This is a genomic window from Flavobacterium sp. (genome assembly GCF_049590715.1).
Taxonomy (GTDB): domain Bacteria; phylum Bacteroidota; class Bacteroidia; order Flavobacteriales; family Flavobacteriaceae; genus Flavobacterium.
Genome location: NZ_JBAWDL010000212.1, coordinates 1 through 20,785 on the forward strand (window position 1 = coordinate 1; position 20,785 = coordinate 20,785).

The following is a 20,785-nucleotide window of genomic DNA, read 5'->3' on the forward strand; positions in this document are numbered from 1 at the left end:
ACCAGAAATAGCTGAAGAAATTAAAGTTATTACTTTTATAGCTGGTGAAGGAGATATTTCTACTGATTTACTTTCTCCAGGAAACCAGGCACACTCTCGTTCTGATCGCGAATTGCATGGAAAATGTTTGATTTCTCCAGAAGCACAAGACCAGATCAAAGCATTGGCAGAAGCCAATCCTGATAAAAGCGTGATGTTAATCGCTGAAAAAGGTACTATGGGTGTAGGATCATCTAGAATGTCAGGTGTAAACAACGTGGCACTTTGGAGTGGTAAACAAGCGAGTCCTTACGTTCCATTTATTAATATTGCTCCTATTGTTGCAGGAACTAACGGTATTTCGCCAATTTTCTTAACAACTGTTGATGTTACTGGTGGTATTGGTCTTGACCTTAAAAACTGGGTGAAAAAATTAGACAAAGATGGTAACGCTGTTCGTAACGAAAGTGGAGATCCTATTCTAGAAGAAGTTTATTCAGTTGCTACAGGTACTGTTCTTACAATCAATACAAAGACTAAGAAACTTTACAACGGAGATAAAGAATTAATTGATATTTCTAAGGCATTTACACCTCAGAAAATTGAATTCATAAAAGCGGGTGGTTCTTACGCAATTGTTTTTGGAAAAAAATTGCAAACATTTGCTTCAAAGACTCTAGGTATTGGTATTGTTCCAGTATATGCTCCGTCAAAAGAGGTTTCTATAGAAGGACAAGGTCTTACGGCTGTAGAAAAAATATTTAATAAAAATGCAGTTGGAACAACTCCTGGTAAAGTGTTGCACGCTGGTTCAGATGTTCGTGTTACTGTAAATATTGTAGGTTCGCAAGATACAACAGGTTTGATGACTTCACAGGAATTAGAGTCTATGGCTGCTACTGTGATTTCTCCAATTGTTGACGGTGCTTACCAATCAGGTTGTCATACTGCTTCAGTTTGGGATAATAAGTCAAAAGCTAATATTCCTAGATTGATGAAATTCATGAATGACTTTGGATTAATCACAGCTCGTGATCCCAAAGGTGTTTACCATTCAATGACTGACGTAATTCACAAAGTACTTAATGATATTACTGTAAACGAGTGGGCGATCATCATTGGTGGTGACTCTCATACACGTATGTCTAAAGGCGTTGCATTTGGTGCTGATTCAGGAACTGTTGCTCTCGCATTGGCTACTGGTGAAGCTTCTATGCCAATTCCAGAATCGGTAAAGGTCACTTTCAAAGGAGAGATGAAAGGGTATATGGATTTCCGTGATGTGGTTCATGCTACACAATCTCAAATGCTTAAGACATTTGGTGGAGAGAATGTATTCCAAGGAAGAATCATTGAGGTTCATTTAGGAACTCTTAATGCAGATCAAGCCTTTACATTTACAGACTGGACTGCCGAAATGAAAGCAAAAGCTTCTATCTGTATTTCTGAGGATTATACTTTGATCGAATCTCTAGAGATGGCGAAAGGTAGAATCCAGATTATGATTGACAAAGGAATGGATAATAAAAATGAAGTTCTTAAAGGATTGATTGCTATTGCAGATAAAAGAATCGCTGAGATTATTTCAGGTGAAAAACCAGCCTTGAGACCAGATGCAAATGCTAAGTATTATGCTGAAGTTGTGGTGGATTTAGATCAAATTGCTGAGCCAATGATTGCTGATCCAGATGTTAATAATGCTGATGTTTCTAAAAGATATACACATGATACTATTAGACCATTATCTTTCTATGGTGGCGTTAAAAAAGTAGATCTTGGATTTATCGGATCTTGTATGGTTCATAAGGGAGATATGAAAATTCTAGCGCATATGCTTAAAAATATTGATGAACAAAATGGTAAAGTAGAGTTCAAAGCGCCACTAGTTGTAGCTCCTCCTACTTACAATATTGTTGATGAATTGAAAGCTGAAGGGGATTGGGAAATTTTACAAAAATACTCAGGTTTCGAGTTTGACGATAATGTGCCTAAAGCAGCAGCGCGTACTTCATACGAAAATATGTTGTATCTAGAGCGCCCAGGTTGTAATCTTTGTATGGGTAACCAAGAAAAAGCGGCAAAAGGAGATACTGTAATGGCAACATCTACGCGTCTTTTCCAAGGAAGAGTTGTAGAGGATACTGATGAGAAAAAGGGAGAATCACTACTTTCTTCTACTCCAGTTGTAGTTTTGTCTACAATCCTTGGTAGAACTCCAACAATAGAAGAATATAAAACAGCAGTTGAAGGGATTAATCTAACTAAATTTGCTCCTTCTCATAAATTACTAGTTAAGTAATTAGATAATCACATAATTATAATAAAGCCTTCTCAAAACATAATTTGAGAAGGCTTTTTAATTTAAGGTTTAATTGTTTAAAAAAAAATGCTTAAAAAATACCGTAAGGTGTTATAAAGCATTATATTTTTGAGGGTTTATTTTATTAAATATTTTTATTCCGTTGCCAGTCTATCTTGATCTAATTTGTCAGCAAGGCGTTTTTCTATAATAGGTGTAATTAATGTTTTACGCGGTTTTAGTTTTACAAAGGGAAACAAATCGAGTTCCTGTTTCATTCTATCTTCTCTACTGGCATGTTTATTCGTTCCTATTAATCCTTCTTCTTTGGAATCAAATAATGCTTGTTCTTTATCGGCACTGAGTTGGATTTTAGTTCTAATCACTCCTTCGTTAAGTAGTTTTAAGAAACCACCTTTGGCTTCAATATCCTTAAATAAAGCCAAACTTTTATCAGCTAATTGATTCGTTAAACTCTCAATATAATAACTGCCATCTGATGGATTATTAACTTTGTTAAAATGACATTCTTCTTTTAGGATCAACAATTGATTGCGAGCTATTCTATCGCCAAATTCATTGTCTTTATGATAGAGCGAATCATATGCTAGATTAGCGATTGCATCAGCACCACCTAAAATAGCCGACATACATTCGGTTGTGGTTCGTAACATGTTAACGTTGTATCCATAGACAGTTTTGTTGCGCTTGGTAGGCGTTATTAGTATATGGCATTCTAATACGTGCTGGTATTCTTTGGCCAAGGTCAAAAATAAAATTCGGAAGGCTCTTAGTTTTGCTATCTCAAAGAAATAATTGCTTCCTACAGCAATTTCAAAAACAATTTTGGAATTTATAGTAGGTATTCGGTTGAAATATTCATTTACCTGTCCTAATCCATAAGCTAATTGCTGTACCATATTAGCACCTGCATTTTGGTACAAACCTACATTAATACTAATAAAAGAGCGATTAGGAATTGTTTTTGAGATTAAATTTAGAGTATCAAAATTGGTATTCTCATCTGTTTTAAACCAATTTCCATCTTTTGCTAGTTGTCCAATAGGATCTAAATTATAATATAAAGTAATCTCTTTTGACTGGGTAGATTTTTCAATTCTTTGGATAAAATCCAAAGAAAGAAAACTGAAATTAAAATAAATGATTAAACCATCAAGAGGTAATTTTGTCAATAACTCTTCAATAGCAATAGTTTCATCTTCGATAGAAAAACGTAAACTTTCAGCTCCACGATTTAAGGTGTCTAAAGCTCTTTCAATCGACTTCTCTATATTATACACAAAAATATTTTGGCAAATTGAAAATAAATTTGCCGAAGTTGTAACGGGGTATTTTTTTAACAATTCATCCTGGTGATAAAAAGGTTTTACTTTAATGTCTTCAGGAGAGTTCCAAATCATCGCTTCGTTGTAATCGGCTCCATCCAATTCAAATTGGATTTTTTGCTTCCACAATTTGGAAGAAACGGGGTCAAATTCATCAAATAATGGAGTAGCCATGATGTGTGTTTTAGTAATAAAATAGGAGACTAAAGTATTTTTTTTTGAATTCTAATAATGAAAATAGAATTTAAGAAATGCTTTTTTAATGAAGGTAAAAAATCACTTATTACTTGACAAACTGTCTCCTTCGAATTCAATGATGTAAATGTCTTCACTATCTTTTTTCATGAAGTACTTTTCTCGAGCATATTTTTCTATTTGCTCAGGATTTTGAAGCATTTTAATTTGCTTTTCATCCTTTTTGATTTCTTCTTGGTAATAGGTTTTATTTTCTTCAAGTTCATCAATTTGATTGTTCAAAATATGATGATCAAAATAAGAATAATTATCTAAAAAAATCATCCATGTACCAAAAAACAACAGTACCCAAATGTATTTGTTACTTATGAATTTAAACCAAGATTTGTCTTTATATGGATTGGTCATTTATATCCTTTTTTTTAGAAATTAAAGTACAGCTTTAGCCTATAAAATTACAATAATTTACAGTAACTTTTGGTTTATTAGTGCACGAACTACCTCAATTGCTACTGTATTAGGTTTGTCATTTGGGATAATAATATCAGCAAAAGCTTTGGTTGGTTCGATAAATTGCTGATGCATGGGTTTTAAGGTAGTTTGATAACGATTTAAAACCTCGTTTAAATCCCTGCCGCGTTCGGCAATATCTCTTTTTAATCGTCTGATTAATCGTTCGTCAGCATCAGCATGTACAAATATTTTTATATCAAACAAATTAAGGAGTTCGGGATTGGTAAAAATTAAAATCCCTTCAACAATAAGTACTTTTCTAGGCTGCGTGATTATGTAATCTTCAGTACGATTGTGTGTTACAAATGAATATATTGGTTGATGAATGGCTTTTCCTTCCTTTAGATTTTTCAAATGACTCACCAGAAGTTCAAAATCGATTGCTCTAGGATGATCAAAATTGATTGACACTCTTTCTTTATCACTCAGCTGATGTGTTGCGTTATAATAGGAGTCTTGAGAGAGTACGCCAACTTGAGTTTCTGTAAATTCATTTATAATTTGATGAACTACAGTTGTTTTTCCGCTTCCAGTTCCTCCCGCAATTCCTATAATTAACATGATATTTTCAGCTTAATGGTATTGCAAAAATAAGTTTTTAAATGAGTATGGATTTTAATTTCTTAAAAAATATTGAAATTATATTTTAGCCTTACAAAACTCTATTTACTTGAGCTACTTTTTTAGAATAATAACTTTCTTTGATAGAAGAAATGATCACACCTGAATTTGAGGCGTGGATAAATTTGACATCACCATCAATAACTTCTACGACCATTCCTACGTGGTTGATTTGGTGACCTCCTCTAGTTTTAAAAAAAATTAAATCTCCTTTTTGAGCATTTTCTATTTCAATAACTTGTCCATAATGTGATTGTTCTATTGAAGTTCGTGGTAATTGAATATCATAAGCTCCAAATGTAGTGCACATTAAACCAGAGCAGTCAAAGCCATCTTTCGTAGTGCCACCTGAACGGTAGCGTACTCCTATGTTTTCAGAAGCTGTTGAAATCAATTGATCAATAAATGCACTTCCTTGATAGGATTTGATATTGCTTTCACCTTCCATTGACTCTCCAATAAATTCTTGCTTCACTACAGTAGGGTTTAGAACTTTAGGACTGCGAAAGGTTAATAAAGAGCCAACATTTAATTTTTTTATAATCTTGGGGTTTTGTCGTTCTAATTCTTTTACTGTGATTCCAAATTCCTTAGCAATTCCGTATTTTGTTTCTTTAGCAACTACTATGTGAGTAACTGTAATTTCTTCAATTTTATTTTCAACAGTAGGTTTAATTTCTATGCCTTTGTTGATTGTCAATGGCTGAGTGTTCAAAGAAGTATTTTCTTTTTCAGTTACAATTTCGGTATTTTCTTTCGTGGGGATTATAATTTTTTGACCAGTTTTTAAACCATCTGATTCCAGATTAGGATTTGCTTTATCTAGATCAGAAATGGAAAGTCCATGTTCTTTTGCTATACCATATTTAGTTTCTTTTGGCAACACTTCATGGATGATCTCTTTGTTAACGATCGTTTTCTTTTCAAGAACTTCAATACTAGTTGGGGTTTTTTCTATTGGAGCAATCGTTTTTTCTTCATACTTAGTTTTAATTTCATTTTTTTCAACAAGTAGTTTTGGGGATTCAACTACTGTAACTGGTTCTTTTTGTGTTGAAGGAATAGTGATTTTTTGTCCTATTTTCAATGGATTCGATTCTAATTCAGGATTTGCATGATCTAGTTCCTCTATAGAAATGGCAAATTGTTTAGCAATGCTATACTTGGTTTGTTTAGGTAAAATTTCTATTTCAAAACCAGCTGTTTGTTTTACATCCTCTAAAATTATATTAGGTTGAGCTGAAATAGTAACTTCGGTTGGTTTTATTTCTTCAGTAAGAATTGTTGTGTTTGATGCTTCTTTTTTAGGTTCAGGAACTAAGTTAGGAATACTCTCTTTTAAAGGAATAATAATTTTTTGTCCGATTTTCAATTCTTGGATTTGCAAAATAGGATTTAATATTTCCAATAAAGAAACGGTTATTCCAAAATCCTTTGCAATGCTATATTTCGTTTGTTTTGCTAAAACCTCATATTCTGTTTTTTCTAGGTTTTTGAAATTTGTATCTAAAACAGGAGAAGAAATATCTTTTAATTGTTCTGTCTGAATAATTATTTTATTCATCTTATTTTCTCTTAAAATTGAAATTTGTTGTCCAACTTTAAGACCTGTCAATTCTAAGGTAGGATTTTCTTTATACAAGTCATTTAGAGAAACACCATACTCTTTTGAAATACCATAAATGGTTTCTTTAGGTAATACTTCGTGTTTAAAAGTAGGAGTTGAGGGAATTGATGAAGAATAAATTGGATTCTGAGTTGAAGAAGGGATCAACAAAACCGACTTGAATTTTATTCCGTTTTTAGCTTTAGGATTCAATTCGTAGATGTCTGACGCTTTTATATTGTATTGTTTTGCGATTTTTGAAATTGTCTCTCCTTTAGCAACGATGTGTTCCGTAGTCTTTTGTTGCGAAAAAGCAGTAAAACCAAATAACAATCCCATCACTAAAATCAAACTACAACTCCTCATAAATTTTTTTCTTATTTTTTAAACTAAAAACAAAACAATTCGTTTTATATGGGAAATTAGTTTATTATTTAACTATAACCCTGAAAAATGAATAAACCCTATTTTGAGAGCGTAAAAATACTTCTTCTGTGCAAATATCGTATTTTTTTTAACAACTCTTTGTGCCCATTTTAACAAAATGCCGCATAAAAAAAGTGCTCTATTAGATAGAGCACTTTGTGAATTTAATTAAAAAAAAAATTAGGCGTTTGCTTCCGTAGCAATTAAGTTTAAAGCTGAACCTGCTACATACCAGCCAATTTGACTAGCGTTATATGTATGGTTTGCTATAATAATATCTTTAGAGCCATTGGCGTGAATAAACTCAATTGTTAACGGTTTTCCTGGAGCAAAATCTACTAAATCAATAAAGTTGATGGTGTCATCTTCTTGGATTTTATCATAATCCGCTTCGTTTGCAAAAGTCAATCCTAATAAACCTTGTTTTTTAAGGTTGGTTTCATGAATACGTGCGAATGATTTTACTAATACCGCTTTAACACCTAAAAAGCGAGGCTCCATAGCAGCATGTTCACGAGAAGAACCCTCACCATAATTGTGATCCCCTACAACAATTGAAGGAACCCCAGCTGCTTTATAAGCACGAGCTACAGCAGGAACAGCATCATATCCAGCAGTTAATTGATTTTTAACTGAATTTGTCTTTTGAGTATAGGCATTTACAGCACCAATCAACATATTATTAGAAATATTATCTAAGTGTCCACGAAAACGCAACCAGGGTCCTGCCATAGAAATGTGATCTGTAGTACATTTGCCAAAGGCTTTGATTAATAATTTAGCACCTGTTATATTTTTACCGTCCCATGCATCAAAAGGAGCTAATAATTGCAAACGATCTGAAGTTTCGCTAACTACAATTTTCACACTAGAACCATCAGTAGCAGGAGCTTGGAAGCCGTTATCATCTACATCAAACCCCCTTTTTGGCAATTCATCGCCAAAAGGAGTACTTAGTTTTACTTCCTCTCCTTTGTCATTCAATAATGTATCTGTTAAAGGATTAAAATCTAATCTTCCAGCAATAGCTAATGCTGCAACCATTTCGGGAGATGTTACAAAAGCATGTGTATTTGGGTTGCCGTCTGCTCTTTTAGAAAAATTGCGGTTAAAAGAGTGAACGATGGTGTTTTTTTCTTGTTTGTCGGCACCCGCTCTATCCCATTGTCCGATACATGGTCCACAAGCATTTGTAAACACTTTTGTTCCCATTTTTTCAAAAGCAGCTATCATTCCATCTCTTTCAATTGTGTAGCGAATTTGCTCAGAACCTGGATTGATACCAAATTCTGCTTTTGGAGAAATCCCATGTTCTACGGCTTGATTTACAATAGATACCGCACGAGCCATGTCTTCATATGAAGAGTTGGTGCAAGAACCGATTAATCCCCATTCTACTTTTATTGGCCACCCATTGGCTTTCGCTTCTTCTTTCATTTTAGATACTGGAGTACCTCTGTCTGGCGTAAAAGGACCATTAATATGTGGTTCTAATTCTGAAAGATTAATTTCAATAACTTGATCAAAATAGTTATCTGGGTTTGTATATACCTCTGAGTCACCGGTTAAGTAATCAGATACTTTATCGGCTGCATCTACAACATCTTGACGGCCTGTAGCGGTTAAATATCTTCTCATGGAATCATCATATCCAAAAGTGGAAGTAGTTGCTCCAATCTCGGCACCCATATTGCAGATTGTGCCTTTACCTGTACAAGACATACTCGTAGCTCCTTCACCAAAATATTCAACGATAGCTCCTGTTCCTCCCTTTACAGTAAGAATATCAGCCACTTTTAAGATTACATCTTTTGGTGCCGTCCAGCCAGATAATTTCCCCGTTAATTTAACACCTATTAGTTTAGGGAATTTTAATTCCCATCCCATTCCTGACATTACATCTACGGCATCAGCTCCACCAACTCCAATAGCTAACATTCCTAATCCACCAGCATTTACTGTATGAGAATCCGTTCCAATCATCATTCCTCCAGGAAATGCATAATTTTCCAAAACGATTTGGTGAATAATTCCTGATCCTGGTTTCCAAAATCCAATTCCATATTTGTCTGAAACTGAAGAAAGAAAGTCAAAAACTTCTTTTGATTGGTCGTTTGCTAAAGCTAAATCTTTCTTAGCTCCGTCTTTTGCTAAGATTAAGTGATCACAGTGAACGGTTGTAGGAACTGCCACAGTCTTCTTTCCAGCATGCATAAATTGTAATAATGCCATTTGTGCAGTTGCATCTTGACAAGCAACTCTATCAGGAGCAAAATCAACATAATCAACTCCTCTCCCGTAGGCTTTATTTGCAATACCATCCCAAAGATGGCTGTATAAAATTTTCTCAGTCAAAGTAAGAGGACGACCAACTATTTTACGTGCTGCATCAACACGACTAGTCATGTTGGCATACACTTTTTTAATCATTTCGATATCAAATGCCATAAGATTTATATAATTATAATGTTATTCAATGTTAATCCCCACAAGTTACAAAAAAAATGAGTAGCTATAAAAAAAAGAAGTCTCACATAACGATCTATAATTCTATTTTATGTTTTTATTAAGTTTTAAATGTATTTTATGATCAAATGATTTAGCTGAGTTTGGTTCTTTTTTAAAATAATAAAGAGGACTTCGTTTAACAAAAAACGACCTAAAAAAACGCTATTAAGAATAAACTCTAAAGTAATTTGGTGCTTATTGAACTGTTTTTTTTTTGAACAGTTATACCTAAATACAAATATAATATAGACTATTATTGTTCATCCTAACTCTTAGCCTAAAAAGGAGAGAAGAGCGAATCGGTTTAAGTTAGGTTTTTGGTTGATATTATTAAATAAAAAAAACTACTTAATTCGTAAACCAAGTAGTTTTTTGATGTGATTTTTTCACGATTAAGTTAATTTTTTTGCCTTAATTTTTATCAATGTATTTTGAATGTTATTCAATTGATTAGAAATAATGGCAATTTGATCACGTTCTAAATGATCATTTTTAAGAGCTGTTCGGTATTCTTCAATAGCGGCTTCTTCACCAGTGATACAAGCATTAATAATGGCTTCGGTATCACCACTTGTAAAAGACGATTTTATGTCGATCCATGCACGGTGAAGTGCACCAAATGGACCTCCTCCAGCGGTGTCTGTTGATTTTCCTAGTCTATTGATTTCATCTTGTAATTCAACTATAAACAAAGCGCGTTCACGAGCATATTCTAAGAAATCAGATTTAATAGCAGGGCTATCTACGTGTTCAGCGGCATTTGTATATCCAAGTTTTCCATCTTCTAGAATAGAAATTAATCCGTTTAAAGTGCTAACTGTTTTTTCTCTAGTGTCATCTGTATGTGTCATAATATTATATTTTATTAATTGATAGTACAAAGATGAGAATCGCATTAGTTTTTTGTCTTACAGAATTTTCATGTTTTATTATATAATAATTAGATATGTAGGAGTCAATCTGTCAAAATATTATTTTTTAAACCTCTTCTCCAACTTATGAAATTGATGCGCTGAAATACATTTCATTTATAAATTTATGGGTCTTAGTAAATGGAGGGGGCGTAAAAAAAAATCCCTATAAATCAAGATTTACAGGGATTATATAATTTGCAGAGAGGAAGGGATTCGAACCCTCGATACAGTTGCCCATATACTAGCTTTCCAGGCTAGCTCTTTCAACCACTCAGACACCTCTCTATTTTGGTTTGCAAATAACTCAAAAAAAATCGAGTTAGAAAAGTAAAAACGCTATTAAATCATTTCACCACGCAAAGAAGTTTCAAATAGGTTTTTAAAATCTTGAGGAGCAGTATTTTTACCTAACAAATACATGAGTTTTGTAACGGCAGCTTCGGTGGTGATGTCTTTTCCAGAGATTACGCCTAGTTTTTTCATCTCAGTACTAGTTTCATAATGTCCCATTTGGACACTACCGCCAGAACATTGGGTAACATTGACAATATGCAGTCCGTTATGAATGGCAGTTTGTAGTAGTTCTAGAAACCATTTTTCGGTGGTGGCATTTCCAGAACCATATGTTTCTAAAATAACACCTTTGAGTGTAGGAATTGATAAAATGGCTTTAAGCACTTTTTCTGAAATACCAGGGAATAGTTTTACGATGACCACATTGGTATCCAAAACAGACTGGACTATTAATTTGGATGAAAGCGTTTTGGGTAAAAAAAAATCTGAATTCCATTTTAAATGCACTCCTGATTCAGCTAAAGAGGGATAATTTGGCGAACTAAAAGCTTTAAAATGTTCTGCATTTACTTTAGTAGTGCGGTTGCCACGGAATAATTTGTATTCAAAATAAAGGCATACTTCTTGGATAACAGCTTGTCCATTTTCTCGTAAAGAAGCCATTTGGATCGCTGTAATTAGATTTTCTTTGGCATCTGTACGCAAATCACCAATGGGCAATTGTGAACCCGTTAAAATCACGGGTTTTGATAAGTTTTTGAGCATAAAACTCAATGCCGATGCCGTATAGGACATGGTGTCGGAACCATGAAGCACTACAAATCCGTCAAAAGTGGCATAATTATCTTCAATAATCAAAGCTATTTTTGCCCAAAAATGAGGATTCATATTGGAAGAATCAATAGGATTTACAAATGAAATAGAAGCTATCTCACAATCCAATTGCTTTAATTCGGGTGTATAGTATGTTAGTTTGCTAAAGTCAAAAGCTTTGAGTGCTCCTGTTTCAAAATCTTTACTCATACCGATGGTGCCACCGGTATAAACTAGAAGTATTTTAGCCTTTGTGTTCATTGATGTACTTTTGACTGTTGACAACAGGATTAGCATACATACATAAAAAATGTTGCAAGGCTACTGGATTCTCTTTGTCAATACGCATCTCTAATCGGCGTTCAAAAAGTGATTTTTCTTCCTGCGTGTATTTATGTTCGTAAGTAGTTGAATTATTGATAATATCATAGGCGATATAATTCGTAGCCCACAACCTATAATTACTCAATATAGAATCGTCAATAGCTTGAGCAATGGCTTGAATTTGTTTGTTTGTACTTTCATTTTCACCAGCAATAGCATCTATTTCTTTGTCCAAGACATCACCAATATGAATATGGATGTGTTTTTTTTGTCCTAAAGCACCACTTAAAATGGTCATAAAGTCTTCGTTCTCTTCTTTTACATAAACTTCATTATTTGATTCAGCCAATAGTTGTGGCATTTTCAAAGCATCAGTAGGATCGTATTCATATGAGATAGAAACAGGAACAATTTTTATTTTTTTGAAATAATTCATCAAATTTTCCTCGTCTGAACCCATAGCAAGCATTTTTAAAATACCTGGATTGGTAGCGTCATTTCCATCTTTGGTTCTTCCTTCACGTTGTGCTATCCATACAGAACGACTTTCGTGTTGCAAGCAATGCCCAATGTATTCGGATAATGTTTTGGAGCTTTGTAACATTTCACGAGGAGACAACCCTCTTTGAACTAGGAAATTACGATTCAGTTTAGCCAAGTCCATTAAAAATGGTTTTTTGACTAAATTATCACCAATGGCTGAAGCTGTCATGACTAAACCATGCTCAAACAACGAGGCATTCAATAAAGTTGTATCGAGTAAGATGTCACGGTGATTGGATATAAAAAGATACGATTCTCCTTTCTCTAGTTTTTCGAAACCAGAAGTCGAAAGTCCTTCAGAACTTTTCTCCAATACTTTTTGTACAGATTGATAAATAAAATTGCATTGATAATCACGAATTGAATGAGTTTTAGCCAGTTGCTCTTTCCAAATCTCATCGGCTACATCAGGAAATGAAAAATTCATTAATGATTTCATCATAGGATGGTGAATCAATTTTTGAAGAGTCTCATTAACTTCGGAGTCATAAAAAGGCCGAATCGCGTCAAATTTTTGCATTATAGTTGTTTTTTAGTCCAAAGCAAAAGAACAAAAAAAAAGTCAAACTAAGGCATTATTGTAATTAAATACCGAAAATAGCTTTTGAATTCTCAGTTGTTTTTTGAGCAATCTCATCATACGACAGTCCATATATTTCAACCAGTTTTTCCGCTATATTTACGACATAACTACTTTCGTTTCTTTTTCCTCTAAATGGCTTAGGTGCCAAATAAGGAGAATCAGTCTCTAATACAATATGTTGCATATCGATTTCGTGTAAAAACTGATCAATCTTTCCGTTCTTAAAGGTCACTACACCTCCGATTCCTAATTTCATATTATACGAAATCGCTTGTAGTGCTTGCTCATAAGTTCCCGTAAAACAATGGAATATCCCGAATAAATCATCCGATTTTTCTTCTTCCAAGATTTCGAAAATTTCGTCAAAAGCATCACGGCAATGGATAATAATAGGTAATTTATATTGTTTAGCCAACTGAATTTGAGTTCTAAAAGCAATTTGTTGTTCTTTTAAATGGGTTTTATCCCAATACAAATCAATCCCAATTTCACCAATGGCATAGAATTTCCTTTTGGCCAATTCTTCTTTTACATGTTGTAATTCTTCCTGATAATTATCTTTGACATAAGTAGGATGCAATCCCATCATCAAGAATATATTCTCAGGAAAATCTTGCTCTAAAGCATACATCGAGGGTGTACAAGCCGCATCAATTGCAGGAATAAAAAAACGACTAACCCCAGCGTCAATAGCTCTTTGAATCATTTCGTTTCTATCTTCATTGAATTCTTCTGAATACAAATGCGTATGAGTGTCGGTAAGGATTGTTTTGGTTTCCACAGTTTTTATTTAAGACCACAAAATTACAAGAATTAAAATTAAAATCGTTTTGGATCTGTTTACAACTTAGTTGCTTTGAATACTAAAAATCCATTTTTTAATTTCCCTCCAAAAAAATCTAATTCTTCTTCTTCCTCTTCTACAATTTCATTGATTTCAAATCCATTTTGAGTTAGAATTTCTACAGCATCTAATTTGGAAAAAGTAGTAAATCCATATTTTGTTATTGGAAAATCATCCATTACTGATTTAGGTCTAATGGAAAGGATCAGTTGTCCTTTATCTTTTAAAACCCTTTTGATTTCTGAAAACCCTAAAGAGACATCATCCCAAAAATAAAGTGTATTTACGGTAAATAATTTGTCAACCGTAGAGGGTTTTTGAGGTAATTTATTAATATTCGCTTCTATAAATTGGGCTTGACTATTAGCTACATATATCTGATTATTGCTAATAGATTCCTGAACCATAACATCTGAAAAATCACAACCGATATAGCAAATAGTTGAGTCAATAGAAAGAATATCTTTTACAAATAATCCATTACCCATTCCAATTTCAAGAATTGTTTCGTTAGGTTGAGCATCTAATAAAGCAATTGTTTTTTTGTTCATCAAAAGATTTCCCTCATTCATTGTCACGCCTACTTTTTTGGCATATTCACCTTTGGGCTTTCTTAATTGACTTGCTATTAATTTAATTTCTTCTTCATTCATATTTTTAATCTAACTTGTCTAATAGTTCTTTTACTTTGTCATAATCTTCATAATCATTAGGAATGGTTTTTAACAACCTTTCACAGGCATCGTATTCTTTTTGTTTTAGTTTCAAAAGGGCTAGATTCCATGTCGCTTTGTCTTTGTAAATAGAAGTTCCTGATTGTAATTTAGTAAAAACGGCTTCAGCTTCTTTTAATTTATTGGTTTCAAGCAATGAAATCCCAAAATACAACTCAATTTCAGGAGATGGTTTTTCTTTTAAAATGATTTCAAACTGCTGGATGGCTTCTTTGTAGTTTTTAGCATTAAAGGCATCTTGTGCTAATTTCATATTAGCATTCACATCGCCTCTTTCTGTAAAATAGGCGTTTTCATATTGGTTGTAATCAGTAAATATAGGTTTTGAATTTTGCATAAATACCCAAGCGCCTATTAAAATTGCAACCGATGCTGCCACAGAATAATACCAAGGTTGCAAAGTTCTCAGTTTTGATCTTTTGATTTTCTTAGGTTTTGCAGCAATTCTAGAAAGATTTTCTTTGAAAGTATTTCTTTCGGCTTCAATCCCAAATTTTTGTTCCAATTGAAAGTTGACTGCCTTAAAAGCTTCAAAAGATGCTGCAAATTCAGTATCCGAGTTCAATTGTTTTTCAAAAGACTCTTTTTCAATTGCTGAAAGTTCCCCTTCTAGGTATTGATCAAATAATATGTAGCGTTCCTCGTTCATGGCTTGATTATTTTAATGTTGTAAACTGACTTGATTCTTGAATCCACTGTGTTAGCTGTCCTGTGCATAATGATTTTTTCTTTCGAACATAACCATAAGTAACGTTAAGTTTTTGGGCTACTTCTTCCATTGATTTGAGTGCAAAACTCAACTTGAGTACTTCTTGGCATTTTTCACCAAGTTTTTGAAACATCATATCAAAAAGATGTTGTTGCGACTCAAACAATTCGGTTTGGGCAGCCATGTCATCGGTGGCTTCTTTATTAGATATGAAATCTTCATCTAATGTTACCCCTTTATTCGAAGTTTTTTTCAATTCGTTCAACCACCTTCTTTTGCATAACAAAAAAAAGTAGGCATCAAAAGGACAAGTCAATGTGAGTTTTTTGGCTTTAGCCTGATCAAACAAAACAATCAATACTTCCTGCACCACATCTTGTGCCTGATCTTCATCCCCAGAATTAGTCCTTATATAATGAATCACCTTTGGGACAAACTTTTTGTAAATAGATTGAATGATAGCCGAATTGTTTTCGGCCAGTCCTTCAATATACATTTGGTCAGGATGAGGTACTGGTTGCGCCATAAAAAAATAATTTAACTGCTAATGTAAAAAAAGAATTTTAAAATTTTTCAGATTAAGGGGTAACAATACAAAATAACAATTGATATAACCGTATAAATCAGTAACCAAAACTTTTAAACCACTTGGATTATGAAAAGATATTATAAAAGAATCAGACGCTTTTTCTCCTGTACCCTTTGGAAAATTATTACACGATAAAATATTTTTTTAAAATATTTAAAAAATAGGGTAACAAATCAAAAACCAAATTGATATCATAAAACAACAACATTAAAAATTAGAAATCATGAAAAAATTAATCTTAACATTAGCCATTTTTACTTTTTCATTTACTAACGGTATTGCAAAAGAAACGACAACAAATACAAATACATTCAAAACGACTCCTACTTTATCAAGAGATCAAATCGTTGAAATATACGATTGGAAGGTAAAAACAGTTGAAGGAAATTATTCTGGAACTGCTAACTCACTAACCGAAGCAAATAAAATGATCGCTTTAGTTTCCGTAAGTGAAATTGTTTTAGATAAAAAAGTAGAACGATTTTACCAAGTTAAAAATGAAGCAAACGCAAATAATAATCGACTTTATTTCTGGGAAGCTCAAACCATTTCGGGATATGCTAAAGGTTTTTCAAACTCTGAAAGCCAAGCCAAAAAAATGATTGACTTGATTGGTAAAGCTGATGTGTTACATTATAAAATAATTCAAACTAATCAATAAACAAGGGTAACAATAGTAAACCTAAATTGATATAATTAAAAATAACAATCCTTTTAAAAATTAGAAATTATGAAAACAAATATTAAAAACATCGGACTATTATTCCTAGCAGCCTTATCTTTCATTAGTTGTGATAACAATGACAACCCAGCTCCAGCTGCAACACCAGCACAATTTGCAGCCGTAAGAGAAGCCGCCCTTGATGCCCAAACTCAAAAATTTACAGCAACTGCGGGGGCTGGAGTGATTACACTTACCTCAGCCAAAGGAGTAACCATTACACTTAACGGAAACTGTTTGACAAAAAACGGAGATCCAGTAACAGGTGCTATAGAGATCAAATATGTAGAGCTTTTTGACAAAGGAAACATGTTAGTGACTAATAAACCGACTATGGGAATCATGCCAAACGGCGACCGAAACCTGTTAATCTCAGGTGGTGAGTTCTTTATCAAAGCCACGCAAGGAGGTGTTGATTTAGTAAGTACCTGCAACATCAATTTGAATGTGCCAACAGCCTTGACGGATGGTGTAGATAATGCCATGACTTTATGGAAAGGAATCATTGATGATAACGGAAATTTAGTTTGGGAAGATGCTCGTGACGCAGCTGGAACAAATGGCAAAGGTGGAGTTGAAGCAGGACAAAATAGTTATTACGTATCTTTTGGAAACTTCGGATGGACAAATGTGGATAGATTCTATAGCGATCCTAGACCTAAAACGACCCTTCTTGTAGCCGCACCGTCAGGATATGATAATACAAATAGTGCCATTTACCTGTCATATGATGGTGAAGGACAAAATGCTTTAGCTAAATTAGATACCTATACAGCTGCTGGTTTCTTTAGTGAACATTACGGTCAAATACCTGTCGGTTTAGCTTGTCACGTGATTTTTGCGACAGAGGATAACGGGCAATGGAGATATGCTATCAAAGCCGTAACCGTACAAGCTAATGATGTTTATACATTCACCATGGGCGAAACAACGGTAGGGTCAGAGGCACAATTAGTAGCTGCGATCAATGCCATACAATAAACAAATAATTTATATTTTTAAGAAAAAGTGGTGATTTGCTCACCGCTTTTTTTTACTTTTAAAAAATTAACAGCTACTTTGGTGGTTTACAGGAGCTAATCCTGCTGTCCGCTGTATCTTTTCCTGGCTAAAAAAGCCAGAAAAAGGATGCCGCTCCCATCAGGGCTAAAAACGTCTAAGGTCATGAAAATATTTTTATCTTTTTTGTTACTTCTTTTTTCTTCCTTCTGTTTTTCACAAATTAAAGTCAAAGATACTATTACGCGTCGTGCCATTATTGGCTATATCCAAAACGGAAACCAAGTCAATTTCAAACCTGAAACACCCCCTTTGATTCCCATTGCTGGTGCGCCAAAACCATCCTATTCCTATTTATGGGAAATGGGTGATGGAACTTACAGTAAAGAAGCCGAACCCAAACATACTTATAAAAACAAAGGAACGTACAATGCCCGATTAGCCGTAACCAACAATTACGATAACGGAAAACCACCCGCCACCCGACCTAAAAAAGTCGTGGTCAACGATGTTTCAACACCAGCAAATAATACCATCGCTTCCATCGCTGATCAAAACGGATTTACCCTTCAAAAAAACTGCGACCCCATTCCAGATCAAGAAATGGTCGTTATTTTAAGCTATCAAAACCTAGAGAATTATGTGAGTAATGGTAAACTCTATCTTTTTTATAACGAAAATCAATTTAAAAACAACAACTTCGAATTGGTTGATTTCCGCACACATGCTGGCGAAAAAGAAGTCAAAGAAAACACCTTTGCTGTGGCAAATGAAGTAAACGACACACATTCTTATTTAGCTTCAACCGAAGGCTATAAACCCATCAAAAAATACAAAAACACCACCACCGAAGAGGATTTAGAACTCACTTTGGCGGAAGCCAAAAAAGAATACCGTAACGTTTCTATCTTAGAAATGGATGATACGAATCCAAACGACACACACAACGTTTTTTATACCTTCAAAACCACACCCGAGATGATTAAGGATACCAGTGCCACCGTAACCATGCGTGGTATTTATGTTCCCAATAGAAGTTATAAAAATCATAAGGTAAAAAACCTCGAAATGGAAATCGTAACCTCTCACGATCCTAATAAAATGGGGTCCAATGGGAGTTTTATGAATTACCGTTTGGTGCGTTTTAAAAGAGTGAATTTCAAAACCCGTTTTCAAAACAACGGCGAAGGTCCAGCACGCATGATCCGGTTAGAAACAGATATTCCGGATATGTTTGACAAGAAAACATTCCAAATTGAGGACATGTATCCTAAATGCCCCATTTGCCCAAAAGAGGAGGTTTCTACCACCAGCTGTTTAGATACGATTATCAAGCAAAAACAGATTTTCTTCACGTTCAAAAATATTTATTTACCAGGAAGTGAACAAAAAAATGTAAAAGAAAAAGACAGCACCAAAGGGTTTGTAAAATATTCGATGAAGTTCAATAAGGATTTTCATAAAGTAAAAACCAAAAGTAGAACAGCTATTATATTCGATAAAAACGAACCCATTATCACCAATTACGCCACAACAAGATTTCTTCCCGGAATTTCGATTGGGGTGAAGGCAGGATATAATTATTACCCTAGTTTAGATAAATCGACTAATTATTTTGTGGGTGCAACAATTTCTCCTTTCAAATCCTATCGTTTTTATTGGCAAGCCGAGTTGGTAAACAGCCTGCATAATTTTGATTCAGCAACTACAATTACTGATGAAATTATTAATGGTGCTAATGGCGTAAGACGATTACAGCGTACCACATCAACAACCAGTAATACAAATATCAACAATGAAATTCCAGTGCTTATTCGGTATAATATTAATAACTTTATAGGTATTGGTGCTGGAATCCAAGCGAATATCAATGCCTCTGCCAAACAAGAACAAAACTCTAAAATAGAATTATTCGAAACGCAGAAAGAAAATTTTCTTTTGAGTACCAAGGAAGAATCAGTAAGTGCTAATAAAACCTTTACGGATTTTAAAACAGGATTCCTTTTTGATCTAACTATTGGAGCTGCCAGAATAGGGCCTAGTTTAGGGGCACGCTATGTGATGAACTTCAAAGAGAACTTTAATTATTTCCAGTTTTATGGAATATGGAAGTTTTAATTTTAGAGATCAATAGTAAACTAGTTTTTTTGGAACACAGATTTTAGAAATTAGAGAAATTTAGAAAATCTTTAAATGAATATGCGTACAGTTGGACGCGGATAAAACGGATTAGCTATCGCTAAGACGCGGATTAAAAAGGATTTTTCCGTTGTTAGTGATTGGATTTATCGGATTCGCTAAAGCGAAAAGTAGATAAAAACTGATTTACACGATTTTCTTGGATAACTGATTTTAGAAATTAAAGAAATTTGTAAAACCGCTTCTGTTTCTATGCTCCTTTGTGCTTTAGCGGTTATAAAAATCTTTGCGGTTAAAAAAATTAGTTCAACTTAAAGTTAATCTGCATTTTTTCCAATTCCACTAATAATTCATTACAGATGTTGATTTTAAGTCGGCGACTTGGCATACTTAACTTCGTAACCACACTGATTTCTTCTACCTCGGTGACTTCAGGCGTTTTCGAAATACTGATTTCACTATTGTCATCATCCTCCATTTCCTCAATAAAATCTTCATCGGCATCAATGTTTACGGGAGCAACCGCCACCATTCTCTTAATTTTTTCTAATTCCATAATTTCAAAAGAAACTTGATGATCGCCTTTGTTTTCTTGGAATACCCGATTGAGATGATGGATAAAATCGGTTTGTAAATCGGTAATATTTAAAATCAACGTCAATTTTTTCGAAAAAGAAGCCAATACATCTTGTAGTTGTTTCACCTCGGTAAATACAATTCGAGGATCCGCTTTTTTGCCTGTATCTTGATTGACCCAACCTTCTTTGACCATTAATTTGATGTACACAAAATTGTTTTGAAGGAAAAAATGACGAAACTTCAAATAGTCTTCACCGAAAATCTTGAACTCATAACTTTCGTCATACCCTTCTAAGGTGAATATTCCCCAACCTTTCCCGTTTTTTGCCACTTTGTGCTGTACATTATTGACAATGCCACCCACCGTTAGAGGTTTTCCAACAAAATATTCCAATTTCTTGAGGTGTTCTAGTTTAGCATTACAAAAATATTTCATCTCAAATTTATAATCGTCCAAAGGATGTCCTGAGATGTAAATCCCCACAACTTCTTTTTCTTTAGCTAGTT

At 33.9% G+C, this 20,785-nt stretch carries 16 protein-coding genes, 1 tRNA gene and 1 pseudogene; 4 read left to right on the plus strand and 14 right to left on the minus strand.

The window, feature by feature from the left end:
• A partial coding sequence (locus WBQ70_RS09670) for a bifunctional aconitate hydratase 2/2-methylisocitrate dehydratase (RefSeq protein ID WP_423913437.1) occupies positions 1-2,278 on the plus strand: 2,278 nt, incomplete at its 5' end.
• Positions 2,279-2,433: 155 nt separating this feature from the next.
• Here WBQ70_RS09670 and WBQ70_RS09675 read toward each other — a convergent pair.
• The 13 genes from WBQ70_RS09675 to WBQ70_RS09735 all read right to left on the minus strand — a co-directional run bounded on the left by WBQ70_RS09675 (position 2,434) and on the right by WBQ70_RS09735 (position 15,777).
• Positions 2,434-3,798 (minus strand): methylmalonyl-CoA mutase subunit beta, encoded by a 1,365-nt coding sequence (locus WBQ70_RS09675; protein ID WP_423913439.1) that lies wholly within the window; start codon positions 3,796-3,798, stop codon positions 2,434-2,436.
• Between the two features lie 102 nt (positions 3,799-3,900).
• Positions 3,901-4,227 carry an FtsB family cell division protein gene (locus tag WBQ70_RS09680; protein ID WP_423913441.1) on the minus strand — a complete coding sequence of 109 codons (327 nt, stop codon included), beginning with the start codon at positions 4,225-4,227 and terminating at the stop codon, positions 3,901-3,903.
• A 57-nt stretch (positions 4,228-4,284) separates the two neighbouring features.
• Positions 4,285-4,893 carry a uridine kinase gene (udk, locus tag WBQ70_RS09685; RefSeq protein WP_423913443.1) on the minus strand — a complete coding sequence of 203 codons (609 nt, stop codon included), beginning with the start codon at positions 4,891-4,893 and terminating at the stop codon, positions 4,285-4,287.
• Between the two features lie 91 nt (positions 4,894-4,984).
• A complete protein-coding gene (locus tag WBQ70_RS09690; RefSeq protein ID WP_423913445.1) occupies positions 4,985-6,925 on the minus strand; it encodes a LysM peptidoglycan-binding domain-containing protein in 1,941 nt (646 codons plus the stop codon).
• 240 nt (positions 6,926-7,165) lie between these two features.
• Entirely contained in the window at positions 7,166-9,433 is a 2,268-nt protein-coding gene (locus WBQ70_RS09695) for an aconitate hydratase (protein ID WP_423913447.1), read from the minus strand.
• A gap of 452 nt (positions 9,434-9,885) precedes the next feature.
• Positions 9,886-10,344, minus strand: coding sequence for a ferritin-like domain-containing protein (locus WBQ70_RS09700; RefSeq protein ID WP_423913450.1), 459 nt, complete (start codon positions 10,342-10,344; stop codon positions 9,886-9,888).
• 261 nt (positions 10,345-10,605) lie between these two features.
• Positions 10,606-10,692, minus strand: a tRNA-Ser gene (locus WBQ70_RS09705).
• Between the two features lie 54 nt (positions 10,693-10,746).
• On the minus strand, positions 10,747-11,775 hold the full coding sequence (locus WBQ70_RS09710) for an asparaginase (RefSeq protein ID WP_423913452.1): 1,029 nt from the start codon (positions 11,773-11,775) through the stop codon (positions 10,747-10,749).
• Entirely contained in the window at positions 11,759-12,901 is a 1,143-nt protein-coding gene (locus WBQ70_RS09715; protein ID WP_423913455.1) for a 1-acyl-sn-glycerol-3-phosphate acyltransferase, read from the minus strand. The genes WBQ70_RS09710 and WBQ70_RS09715 overlap by 17 nt, the downstream gene beginning before the upstream one ends.
• Positions 12,902-12,965: 64 nt before the next feature.
• On the minus strand, positions 12,966-13,745 hold the full coding sequence (locus WBQ70_RS09720) for a TatD family hydrolase (RefSeq protein ID WP_423913458.1): 780 nt from the start codon (positions 13,743-13,745) through the stop codon (positions 12,966-12,968).
• A 59-nt stretch (positions 13,746-13,804) separates the two neighbouring features.
• Entirely contained in the window at positions 13,805-14,461 is a 657-nt protein-coding gene (locus WBQ70_RS09725) for a class I SAM-dependent methyltransferase (RefSeq protein ID WP_423913460.1), read from the minus strand.
• Positions 14,462-14,465: 4 nt separating this feature from the next.
• Positions 14,466-15,191: a tetratricopeptide repeat protein gene (locus tag WBQ70_RS09730; RefSeq protein ID WP_423913463.1), complete on the minus strand. Its 726-nt coding sequence runs from the start codon at positions 15,189-15,191 to the stop codon at positions 14,466-14,468.
• Between the two features lie 7 nt (positions 15,192-15,198).
• Positions 15,199-15,777, minus strand: coding sequence for an RNA polymerase sigma factor (locus tag WBQ70_RS09735; protein WP_423913465.1), 579 nt, complete (start codon positions 15,775-15,777; stop codon positions 15,199-15,201).
• A gap of 286 nt (positions 15,778-16,063) precedes the next feature.
• On the opposite strand from WBQ70_RS09735, the gene WBQ70_RS09740 reads away from it, so the two are divergent.
• From WBQ70_RS09740 to WBQ70_RS09750, 3 genes are all read left to right on the plus strand, one after another.
• On the plus strand, positions 16,064-16,501 hold the full coding sequence (locus WBQ70_RS09740) for a hypothetical protein (protein WP_423913467.1): 438 nt from the start codon (positions 16,064-16,066) through the stop codon (positions 16,499-16,501).
• A 69-nt stretch (positions 16,502-16,570) separates the two neighbouring features.
• Complete coding sequence (locus tag WBQ70_RS09745; protein ID WP_423913468.1) at positions 16,571-17,542, plus strand: hypothetical protein; 972 nt, start codon at positions 16,571-16,573, stop codon at positions 17,540-17,542.
• Between the two features lie 183 nt (positions 17,543-17,725).
• Complete coding sequence (locus WBQ70_RS09750; protein WP_423913471.1) at positions 17,726-19,678, plus strand: PKD domain-containing protein; 1,953 nt, start codon at positions 17,726-17,728, stop codon at positions 19,676-19,678.
• A 322-nt stretch (positions 19,679-20,000) separates the two neighbouring features.
• Here the strand turns inward: WBQ70_RS09750 and WBQ70_RS09755 are convergent.
• Positions 20,001-20,785 (minus strand): annotated as a pseudogene (locus tag WBQ70_RS09755) (DNA polymerase III subunit alpha); the annotation flags it as partial.

Excerpts from the sequence above, each read along its gene's own strand:
- WBQ70_RS09675 (WP_423913439.1), bottom strand. The coding sequence starts at position 3,798 with ATGGCTACTCCATTATTTGATGAATTTGACCCCGTTTCTTCCAAATTG.
- WBQ70_RS09680 (WP_423913441.1), bottom strand. The coding sequence starts at position 4,227 with ATGACCAATCCATATAAAGACAAATCTTGGTTTAAATTCATAAGTAAC.
- udk (WP_423913443.1), bottom strand. The coding sequence starts at position 4,893 with ATGTTAATTATAGGAATTGCGGGAGGAACTGGAAGCGGAAAAACAACT.
- WBQ70_RS09690 (WP_423913445.1), bottom strand. The coding sequence starts at position 6,925 with ATGAGGAGTTGTAGTTTGATTTTAGTGATGGGATTGTTATTTGGTTTT.
- WBQ70_RS09695 (WP_423913447.1), bottom strand. The coding sequence starts at position 9,433 with ATGGCATTTGATATCGAAATGATTAAAAAAGTGTATGCCAACATGACT.
- WBQ70_RS09700 (WP_423913450.1), bottom strand. The coding sequence starts at position 10,344 with ATGACACATACAGATGACACTAGAGAAAAAACAGTTAGCACTTTAAAC.
- WBQ70_RS09710 (WP_423913452.1), bottom strand. The coding sequence starts at position 11,775 with ATGAACACAAAGGCTAAAATACTTCTAGTTTATACCGGTGGCACCATC.
- WBQ70_RS09715 (WP_423913455.1), bottom strand. The coding sequence starts at position 12,901 with ATGCAAAAATTTGACGCGATTCGGCCTTTTTATGACTCCGAAGTTAAT.
- WBQ70_RS09725 (WP_423913460.1), bottom strand. The coding sequence starts at position 14,461 with ATGAATGAAGAAGAAATTAAATTAATAGCAAGTCAATTAAGAAAGCCC.
- WBQ70_RS09730 (WP_423913463.1), bottom strand. The coding sequence starts at position 15,191 with ATGAACGAGGAACGCTACATATTATTTGATCAATACCTAGAAGGGGAA.
- WBQ70_RS09735 (WP_423913465.1), bottom strand. The coding sequence starts at position 15,777 with ATGGCGCAACCAGTACCTCATCCTGACCAAATGTATATTGAAGGACTG.
- WBQ70_RS09740 (WP_423913467.1), top strand. The coding sequence starts at position 16,064 with ATGAAAAAATTAATCTTAACATTAGCCATTTTTACTTTTTCATTTACT.
- WBQ70_RS09745 (WP_423913468.1), top strand. The coding sequence starts at position 16,571 with ATGAAAACAAATATTAAAAACATCGGACTATTATTCCTAGCAGCCTTA.
- WBQ70_RS09750 (WP_423913471.1), top strand. The coding sequence starts at position 17,726 with ATGAAAATATTTTTATCTTTTTTGTTACTTCTTTTTTCTTCCTTCTGT.